The 9,464-nt window shown below is 59.8% G+C and carries 7 protein-coding genes and 1 tRNA gene; 7 read left to right on the top strand and 1 reads right to left on the bottom strand.

Annotated features, from left to right (window positions below; genetic code table 11):
- Positions 1 to 53: 53 nt before the first annotated feature.
- Positions 54 to 136, bottom strand: a tRNA-Leu gene (locus tag FHX76_RS12675).
- Positions 137 to 382: 246 nt separating this feature from the next.
- Between FHX76_RS12675 and FHX76_RS12670 the strand changes: the two genes are divergently transcribed.
- From FHX76_RS12670 to pknB, 7 genes are all read left to right on the top strand, one after another.
- Positions 383 to 1,132 carry an FhaA domain-containing protein gene (locus FHX76_RS12670; RefSeq protein WP_167151158.1) on the top strand — a complete coding sequence of 250 codons (750 nt, stop codon included), beginning with the start codon at positions 383 to 385 and terminating at the stop codon, positions 1,130 to 1,132.
- On the top strand, positions 1,129 to 1,692 hold the full coding sequence (locus FHX76_RS12665) for an FHA domain-containing protein FhaB/FipA (protein ID WP_167151156.1): 564 nt from the start codon (positions 1,129 to 1,131) through the stop codon (positions 1,690 to 1,692). The genes FHX76_RS12670 and FHX76_RS12665 overlap by 4 nt, the downstream gene beginning before the upstream one ends.
- Positions 1,693 to 1,751: 59 nt before the next feature.
- The gene (locus FHX76_RS12660) at positions 1,752 to 2,993 is read left to right on the top strand and encodes a Stp1/IreP family PP2C-type Ser/Thr phosphatase (RefSeq protein ID WP_424960765.1); all 1,242 of its coding nucleotides are present in this window, start codon (positions 1,752 to 1,754) and stop codon (positions 2,991 to 2,993) included.
- Positions 2,986 to 4,380, top strand: a complete 1,395-nt coding sequence (locus tag FHX76_RS12655; protein ID WP_167151154.1) for an FtsW/RodA/SpoVE family cell cycle protein — start codon at positions 2,986 to 2,988, stop codon at positions 4,378 to 4,380. Before FHX76_RS12660 ends, FHX76_RS12655 begins: the two co-directional genes overlap by 8 nt.
- Positions 4,380 to 5,855: a penicillin-binding transpeptidase domain-containing protein gene (locus tag FHX76_RS12650; RefSeq protein ID WP_167151152.1), complete on the top strand. Its 1,476-nt coding sequence runs from the start codon at positions 4,380 to 4,382 to the stop codon at positions 5,853 to 5,855. Before FHX76_RS12655 ends, FHX76_RS12650 begins: the two co-directional genes overlap by 1 nt.
- Entirely contained in the window at positions 5,852 to 7,612 is a 1,761-nt protein-coding gene (locus tag FHX76_RS12645; RefSeq protein WP_167151150.1) for a protein kinase domain-containing protein, read from the top strand. Before FHX76_RS12650 ends, FHX76_RS12645 begins: the two co-directional genes overlap by 4 nt.
- Positions 7,613 to 7,732: 120 nt before the next feature.
- Entirely contained in the window at positions 7,733 to 9,424 is a 1,692-nt protein-coding gene (gene pknB / locus FHX76_RS12640) for a Stk1 family PASTA domain-containing Ser/Thr kinase (RefSeq protein ID WP_167151148.1), read from the top strand.
- Positions 9,425 to 9,464: the final 40 nt, after the last annotated feature.

Below are 9,464 nucleotides of genomic sequence, written 5' to 3'. Positions count from 1 at the left end.
TTAGCCCCTCACCCGAACCGAAATTCGTTGGTGAGGAGCTAATTTTACAAACGTGCGCGAGGGGGGACTTGAACCCCCACGCCCCGAAGGGCACTGGCACCTGAAGCCAGCGCGTCTACCATTCCGCCACTCGCGCGTTTGAATTGGCCGCGGTTTCTGTTGAACAAAAACTACGACGACTCAGCGAGATTACCAGTATTAGGGCCAAAACCCAAAAGGGCGCCCCAAACTCCCAACCAGCAAGCCCCATCCGAACGGCCGACATCGCCAATATCGACCGCTAAACCCGAGCATTTCCCCGGAATATCAACGAACGTAACCGAGACTCAGCCAAGCCAAGTAACATTCTCTTGAATGTGTCACCACAAGATACGGAGTTTTCGTGGGCATCCTGGACAATTTTGAGCGCGGTCTCGAGCGCGCCGTCAATGGTGCGTTCGCCAAGACCTTCCGCTCTGGCCTGCAGCCCGTTGAAATCGCCGCGGCGATCAAGCGCGAACTCGACATCAATGCGGTTGTGGTCGATCGCGACCGCATCCTCGCCCCAAACTCGTTTGTCGTGCGGCTCTCCCCAACCGACTATCAGCGCATGACCAAGCTTGGCCACGCACTGAGCGATGAGCTGCTGCAAATCATCCAGAAGCACGCAAAGCGCCAGAGCTACCAATTTGCTGGCGGCGTGTCGGTCAAACTTTCACCGGATGCGTCGCTCACCGACGGAGTGCTCCAGGTCGACGCAAACACCATCAAGGGGTCCATCAACTGGGCACCCGTTCTCGACATCGACGGCAAACGTCATCCGCTCACCAAATCCCGCACGATCATTGGGCGCGGCAGCGATGCAGACATCACCCTTGCCGACACGGGAACATCTCGAAAGCACATCGAGATCACCTGGGATGGCAAGCGCGGGCACATCCGCGACCTTGGCTCAACCAACGGGTCAAAGGTCAACGGCCGCGCCGTCACTCAGGCAGCGCTTGAGCCGGATTCCGAGATTTCTATTGGACAAACGCGTATTATCTATCGGGTGCTGCCACAAACAGCTGCCCCCGCCCGCGACGCCGCGGCTGTTGGTGACCAAACGGTTGCCCAGCCAAGCGTCGGAGACGATTTCTGGAGAAACTTGTGAGTGAACTAACACTGCTTGTGCTCCGCCTCGCCTTTCTGTTGGTGTTGTGGGGCTTCGTTTTTGCGGTGGTCTATGCACTCAAAAGCGATCTGTTTGGGGCTCCTGTCCGCAAACTCAAGCAGGCGACTCCCAACCAGGATGCTGCAGAGCCGCAGCCCTACGTTGCGCCCGTCGCTGCGACTCCGCTTTCCCCTTCGTCACCAGATCAGGCAACCAACATCATTTCGACGGTTGGCGGCCCCTCAATCCCAAGCGCAGCGCCCTCAGGCCCGGCTTCTCGCCTTGTCATCACAAGCGGACCAAAATCCGGCGTCGAGGTTCAGCTCAGCAGCGACCCGCTCACGATTGGCCGCTCTAGCGAGTCGAGCCTCGTGATCCGCGACGAATACACCTCAACCCACCACGCCCGCCTCGTGCTCCAAAACGGCCAGTGGATACTGCACGACCTTGACTCGACCAACGGCACGTTCCTCGACAACGTCCGTGTCACTCGCCCAGTTGCCGTTTCGCCCGGTTCGACCGTCACTATCGGTAAAACCTCATTCGAGCTGAGACACTAAGTCGTGTCCCTTACGCTATCGCCGACAACTCGGCCTCTCTGCAGCCTCCCAACGGGGAGGTGCCGTTGACCGTCTATTATTCGAGCGCGGCCGGCTCGCACGTTGGCATGGTCAGGGCAAACAACCAAGACTCCGGCTATTCCGGCGTTGACCTGTTTGTTGTTGCCGATGGCATGGGCGGCCACGCCGGTGGCGACGTCGCATCGGCCCTCACCATCAAAAGCCTGCAGGAACTCGATCGCGAGTTCACGGCCCCCGAGGATGCTGCCTCCGCGTTCCGCGACAAGCTTCTCACCACCAATAAGGTGCTGTCCGAGACCGTGTACGAGCACCCTGAGCTCGCCGGAATGGGCACAACGGTCAGCGGTTTAATCACGGTTGGTGACCAGTTGGCGCTCGCCCACATTGGCGACTCGCGTGTCTACCTCCTCCGCGAGGGCGAGTTCAGTCAGATCACGGCAGACCACACGTTTGTCCAGCGCCTCGTTGATAGCGGACGAATCACAGAAGAAGAAGCAAAAACCCACCCTCGCCGTTCGGTCCTCATGCGCGTCCTTGGTGATGTGGATTCCTCGCCAGAGATCGACACCATGGTGTTCCGCACCCAGCCAGGCGACGTCTGGTTGCTCTGCTCCGACGGCCTCAGCAGCTATGTGAGCGACACCGAACTTCACGACATCCTCACGCAGCGCACCAGCCTCGATGGCGCGGTTGACAAGCTCATTGAGAAGAGCCTTGTGCACGGCGCGCCAGACAACGTCACGGCGGTGCTCCTCGAAACTCACGCCACCCCGCAGGCAGACCTCGAGCCAAAAACGGTTGGCTCTGCGTCGATGCCCATTGCGTACGGCGAGGCAGAGTCTGACTCAGCGTCTGGTGGAGGATGGTTGCGCGGCGGTCGACGAGTCGCCCCGGTCCCCGAGAGCCACTTTGAGCCCCGTGTTGACGACTACCTCGACGAAATTATCGCGGAGTCGCGCCGTCGCGTTCGGCAGCGCCGCGTGATCTGGCTGCTTGCGGTCGCGCTCGTAGCGGCCATCTTGGCAACGGGCACCTTCCTCGCCTACCAGTGGACCCAAACCAGGTTCTTTGTTGGCACCAACGGCGATACGGTACTCATTTATCAGGGCATCCAGCAGGATGTTGGGCCCATCTCGCTCTCCTCCGAGTTTGAAGACACCGGCATCCCCATCGACAGCCTTGGCGCCTTTGATCGCCGAAGGGTAGAAGCAACCATCAACGCAGAATCCATCGAAAATGCCCGAGAAATCGTGCTGCGATTGGAGGACACTGATGGCTAAGTCAAACGTCTCCGAGGTTGACGCTGCGCCCTCAAGCCGCTCGTCCTCTGACAAGAACCCGCGCAAACTTCGCAATCTTGAACTGATCCTCATCCTGTTTGCGTGCGCCATCAATGCGGCCGCAATTGTGCTTGTTCAGTGGGGCGCCGTTGGCACCCTCGACGGCCAAACGGTGCTGCTCATTGGCGGACTTTCGGTGCTCGTGCTGTGCCTGCACGTTGCCGTTCGATTCTTTGCGAGGGATGCCGACCCGCTCATCATCCCCGTCGCGGCCCTACTCAACGGCATCGGCATTGCTGAGATCTACCGCATCGACCTCGCCGTCGGCCTCACCGGTTGGCAGGCGACGTCAACGCGCCAGATCGCTTGGACGGGCATGGCCATCATTTCGGCCATCATCATCATCGTGGTCATTCGCAACCACCGAGTTTTACTGCGCTACACGTACATCTTTGGCCTGGTAGCCGTCGTCCTGCTCTTGCTCCCGCTTGTTCCAGGACTGGGTGACATCAAGGGTGGCGCCCAGGTGTGGATCTCGCTTGGCGACTTCATGAGCTTCCAACCGGGTGAGATAGCCAAGATCGCGCTCGCCATCTTCTTCGCCGGCTACCTCGTGCGGAACCGAGACTCACTTTCGATGGTTGGCAAGCGGTTCCTCGGGATGTCCTTCCCCCGCGTTCGCGACCTCGGCCCTATCCTCGTGTTCTGGCTCCTTGCCATGTCGGTGCTGGTGTTCCAGCGCGACCTTGGTACTTCACTGCTCTACTTTGGCCTGTTCCTCGTCATGATTTACGTGGCCACCGGGCGAGCAAGCTGGATTCTCATCGGGCTTGGCCTCTTTGGGGCCGGTGCCCTTCTTGCCGGTCAGCAACTTGAGTATGTTGCGAACCGCTTTCAGAACTGGCTCAATCCCTTCGACCAGGCGGTATACGACCAATACCCCGGCGGAAGCCTCCAGCTCGTCCAGGGTCTTTTTGGTATGGCCAACGGCGGCATGACGGGAACAGGCCTGGGCCAGGGCCGCCCAGAGATCACCCCGCTGTCACAAAGCGACTACATCGTGCCGAGCATCGGTGAAGAACTCGGGCTCGCCGGCATGTTTGTGCTGTTTGCTCTCTACCTCATCCTCATCGGTCGTGGCCTTCGCATTGGCTTCGCTGGCCGCGACGACTTCGGCAAGCTGCTCGCAACGGGCCTCGCCTTTGTGATCGCCCTGCAAATCTTCATTGTGATCGGCGGCGTTACTCGCGTGATCCCGCTCACCGGTCTCACGGCGCCGTTCCTTGCGGCGGGTGGGTCATCTCTGCTTTCTAACTGGATAATCGTGGCGCTCTTCATCAGGCTTTCCGACACCATCCGAAACCAACCGAAGTTGGTGATCGAGTAGTGAATAAGCAGCTCAAGCGTGTCAGCATGGTTATTTTTGTCATGTTCTTGGCGCTCATGACGTCCAGCACAATCATTCAGGTTGGCGCTGCCGACGAGCTCAGGGCTGACCCGAGAAACACCCGCACCCGCTACGCCAGCTTTGACGTCGAACGCGGCGCAATTCTGGTTGGCGGTCAGGCCGTTGCTCAGTCAGTTCCAACCGATGACGAGTTCAAGTTCACGCGGGAATACCCCCAGGGCCCGCTCTATTCGGCCATTACCGGGTACTACACGCTAAACCAAGGCATGACGGGCATCGAGTCAGCCCTCAATGCCGAGCTGAGCGGCACAAGCAACTCGCAGTTCATCGACAAGCTCACCCGCATCATCACTGGACAGAAGCCGCAGGGCGATTCGGTAGAGCTCACGATCAACCCCGTTGTTCAGCAGGCTGCCTGGGATGCCCTCGGCGACATGACCGGTGCCGTTGTGGCCATGGACCCGAGCACCGGCAAGATTCTTGCGCTCGTATCAAAGCCAACATTCGACCCAAACTCGCTCACGGGAAACGACGATAAGCAGATCATCGAGACGTACAACTCGCTGCTCAACGACCCAACTGATCCGCTCATTAACCGGGCAATCAATGGCGGAAACCACCCCGGTTCAACGTTCAAGCTCGTGACCACGACCTCGGCTCTCGAGAGTGGCGACTACACGCCGCAATCAACCTTCCCAAACACGGGACAGTACCAGCTGCCGCAGAGCAGCTCGATTGTCCGCAACTCGTGGCTCGGAACCTGCGGGCCGGGGGCAACGACCACGCTTGCCACGGGTCTCATGTCATCGTGTAATACGCCATTCGCTCAGCTTGGCGTTGAGCTCGGCAGCGAAGCACTTGCTGATACCGCCGAATCCTTTGGGTTTGACACTGAGCTCAACATTCCGCTTCCAGTGACTCCAGGTTTCATTCCTCGCGTCCAAAACGCGCCGCAGACCGCACTCTCAGCAATTGGACAGCAAGATGTTATGGCCACCCCGTTGCAGATGGCAATGGTGTCAATGGCGATCGCCAATGACGGCCAGCTTATGAAGCCACAGCTGGTCGACAGCGTTGTGAACTCAGACAACCTCGCAACGGTCAGTGAGTTCAAGCCCGAGGTTTTCTCAACCCCGATGTCGGCTGAGACGGCCGAGGAGATCACTCAAATGATGATCAGCGTGGTGTCGAACGCGGCCGGAAGCGCGACGACTGCCAGAATAGACGGAGTCAATGTCGCCGGTAAAACGGGAACCGCCGAAAACGGAACCCTGACAGACGGAACGGATAAGCCGTACACCCTCTGGTTTACCGGCTTCGCTCCTGCAGAAAGCCCCAAGGTAGTCGTGGGTGTAGTTGTTGAAAACGGTGGTGGGATGGGCCTCGAAGGTACTTCGGAGGGCATCGCAGCACCAATTGGAAAGAAAGTTATAGAGGCGGTGTTGAACCAATGAGACCAACAGCAGGATTGACATTTGGTGGACGTTACGAGCTCATCTCCCGAATTGCCATTGGGGGCATGGGTGAGGTGTGGAAGGCCACCGACAGGATCATTGGCCGAACCGTCGCGATCAAGATCCTCAAAGACGAGTACATGGGCGACCCCGGCTTCCTTGAGCGTTTCCGCGCAGAAGCCCGCCACGCGGCACTCGTCAACAACGAGGGCATCGCCAACGTGTTTGACTACGGCGAAGAGCAGGGTTCTGCCTATATCGTCATGGAGCTCGTCCCGGGCGAGCCGCTTTCTACCATCATCGAGCGCGAAGGCGTACTGCCTGCCGACCGCGTGCTTGGCATCGTTGCGCAGACCGCCAGCGCCCTGCATGCCGCCCACGAAGCCGGACTCGTTCACCGTGATATCAAGCCGGGTAACCTGCTGATCACACCAGAGGGCCGCGTCAAGATCACCGACTTCGGCATCGCCCGCATCGCCGACCAGGTGCCCCTCACTGCCACAGGCCAGGTCATGGGGACCGTTCAGTACCTCGCCCCAGAACAGGCGAGCGGCCACCAGGCAACCGCGGCAACCGACGTCTATTCGCTCGGTATCGTCGCCTACGAATGCCTCGCTGGCAAGCGTCCCTTCACGGGCGAGTCGCAGGTTGCAATCGCGATGGCCCAGATCAATGAGACGCCACCGCCGCTTCCGAGCACCGTCAGCGAGCCGGTACGCAACCTGGTGTTTGCTTGCCTTGCCAAGGATCCAAAGGACCGCCCAGCAAGCGCGCTCAAGCTCTCGCAAGCAGCCGCTGCGCTCCACCGCGGCGATGTCCGCACGGCGGCAGCGGCAGTACCCGCCATCCTGCTGCTCGACCAGGCCGACGACTCAACCCGCATCATGACCTCGGTCATGCCCGCTGATGACGCGACGCGCATCATGTCAGCAACAACCGGAACTTCAACGGCCGCAATCCCGCTCGAGTCGGTCGACGGCGACGAAGATGTTGAAGAGACAGAGAAGAAGAAGCGCAGCCCGTGGACGTGGCCGCTTGTTGCCCTCATCGCGATCCTTGCAATTGTGCTCGGCTTCACGCTGTGGTCTGCCAACAGCAATAACGGCGACGACGAGCCAACCACGCCTCCAAAGACTTCGGAAAAGCCATCTACGTCACAGACGCCAACCGAAACCACCCCAACGAGCGCAGAAATTGTGCCGTCCGAGTGGATCGGTAAAAACATCGACCAGGCCGTGGCTGAGCTCAATGCGATGGGCTTCACCATCGTGACGCCCGTTGCCGGCTCTGTCGCATCCTCTGACCAGGCCGTCAACACGGTTGAAGACATCACGCCTCGTGGAAACATCCCGTTCACCCGCGAGATCACGCTTCGATACTTCACCGCGGTGAGTGGCCCGAACGCCCCAACGACGGCGCCAACGATTTATGTCGACGGCACTCCTGGCATCACGTCTTCGTCCGTTCCACCAAACACTGCCTTCACCGTGCAGTGGAACGCAGCATCGGCTACCTGCCCTGCCGGTCTTTCCGTGCAGACCTACAACCTGTCCGTTGACGGTGGCGCCACGGTGACCCGCATGCCCGGTGCCGAAACGTCAGCCGATATCCGTTCGGCAACCAGTAACTTCTCCGTGCAGTACAGCGTGACGTGTGGCTCTGCCACCATCGCGGGTATGGTCTCAGAGTGGTCGCCGGCACTGCAGGTTTCGGTTGTTGCTCTGCCGACCAACACACCAAGCCCAGACGCCGACTAGACACCTCATTGGGGGTTGGGATGCCGTTGTGCGCGGTGTCCCAACCACATACCCAGGTTGTTGTTACCTAAGGCAACCTAGAATAAAGAAGTTCAGCACATCCACCAAGAGAGGCCATCCGTGACCGACCCACAGCGCGTTCTTGCAGGGCGCTACATTGTTGGAGAGCTCATTGGCCACGGTGGAATGTCGACCGTGTTCCGTGGCACAGACATGAAGCTGGGTCGCCCGGTCGCCATCAAGATTCTCAAGGCCGCACTGGCTAACGACACCGCATTCCGCGACCGTTTCCGCCAAGAGGCGCAGTCGGCTTCCCGCATGGCTCACCCAACGATCGTGCGCGTCTATGACGCCGGCGACGACCTCATGCAGACTCCGGACGGCACGCAGATGCAGTTGCCATTCATTGTCATGGAGTTCATCGAAGGCCAGAACCTCAAAGAGGTCCTCGCATCCGGCCCGCTGGCGGGAGACGAAGCCTGCCGCATTATGGAGAGCGTGCTGACCGCTCTCGAGTACTCCCACCGCGCAGGCGTTGTTCACCGCGATATCAAACCCGCCAATATCATGATCACGCCAACAGGCCAGATCAAGGTCATGGATTTTGGCATCGCGCGCGCAATCTCAGACACCTCATCAACGGTTGCCCAAACCACGGCCATCCTTGGCACCGCCGCCTACTTCTCGCCGGAGCAGGCAAAGGGCGAGACTGTGGATGCCCGCACCGACCTCTACTCCGCTGGCATCGTGCTCTTTGAGATGCTGACCGGCAAAGTTCCCTTCCGCGGTGACACGGCGGTTGCGGTTGCCTACCAGCACGTGAGCGAGCCACCTGTTGCCCCAAGCACACGCAATCCGGACGTTTCCGAGGCGCTCGACCGAGTTGTCCTCAAGGCACTCGCAAAAGACCGCACCAAGCGGTACCAGTCGGCGGCCGAGTTCCGCGACTACGTCAAACTCGCCGCGACCGGCACCGTGCCAGACTTCCGCTCGGCCAACGAACTCGAAGAGTCCATCTTTGGCACCACAAACGCTCCACTCTCTGAGTCGGAAATGGCGCTCAAGCAGTTGTCCGAGTCACCAACCGTCGTGCGCACGCAGAACCGTCCGCCCGTCATGTGGACCTGGGCGGCCATCCTCAGCATCGGTGTCATCATCGTGGCGGTAACCTTCTGGCTCCTGACCCTCGCGCCGCAGTCGATCGTGCCCGACGCAACTCGCATTGTTCCCAGCCTCACTGGTGCCACACAAGAGAGCGCGACAGACACGCTGTCAAAGCTCGACCTCATTGTGCAACCGTTTCAGGAGGAAAACGCCGATATCCCAGAGGGCCAGGTCATTCGTACTGACCCAGAAACTGGCACAAAGGTGGCCCCCGAGACCGTCATTAGCATCTACGTGTCAACTGGTCCAAAGCATGTCAGCGTACCCACCGTCCAGTGGCTCAATGTCGACGATGCCAAGCAGCAGCTCACCGAACTCGGTCTGAAGGTCGGCACGATCGACTCTGTCGAGGACCCGAGCCTTCCCGAGAACTCTGTCATTGGCTCAACTCCAGCTGCCGGCGAGTCTGTGCCAAAGGGCACAACGGTTGATCTTCACGTTTCAAACGGTCAGGTATCTGTCCCCAACGTTGTCGGCCAGGGAATGACGGTTGCTCGCGACGTCTTGCAGGGCCTGCAGCTCGACGTTCAGTTAGTTCCCAACGGCGGATGCGCCCGGGTTGAGGGCAACCCCATCGTTGAGCAGTCGCTTGCCGAGGGTCGCCATCCGCAGGGATCCGTCATCACCATCACGTACTGCAACGCATAGGTCGAGACGAAGCGCCCCAAAGTCGTCCTGCCGAGCGCAG

Origin of the sequence: Lysinibacter cavernae, assembly GCF_011758565.1 — a bacterium.
Classification (GTDB): domain Bacteria; phylum Actinomycetota; class Actinomycetes; order Actinomycetales; family Microbacteriaceae; genus Lysinibacter; species Lysinibacter cavernae.
Note: the sequence above shows the minus strand (reverse complement) of the source record. Positions and strands in the feature narration are given on the sequence as shown.

Coding starts and splice junctions, on each gene's coding strand:
- FHX76_RS12655 (WP_167151154.1), top strand. CDS start 2,986: ATGGCTAAGTCAAACGTCTCCGAGGTTGACGCTGCGCCCTCAAGCCGC.
- FHX76_RS12645 (WP_167151150.1), top strand. CDS start 5,852: ATGAGACCAACAGCAGGATTGACATTTGGTGGACGTTACGAGCTCATC.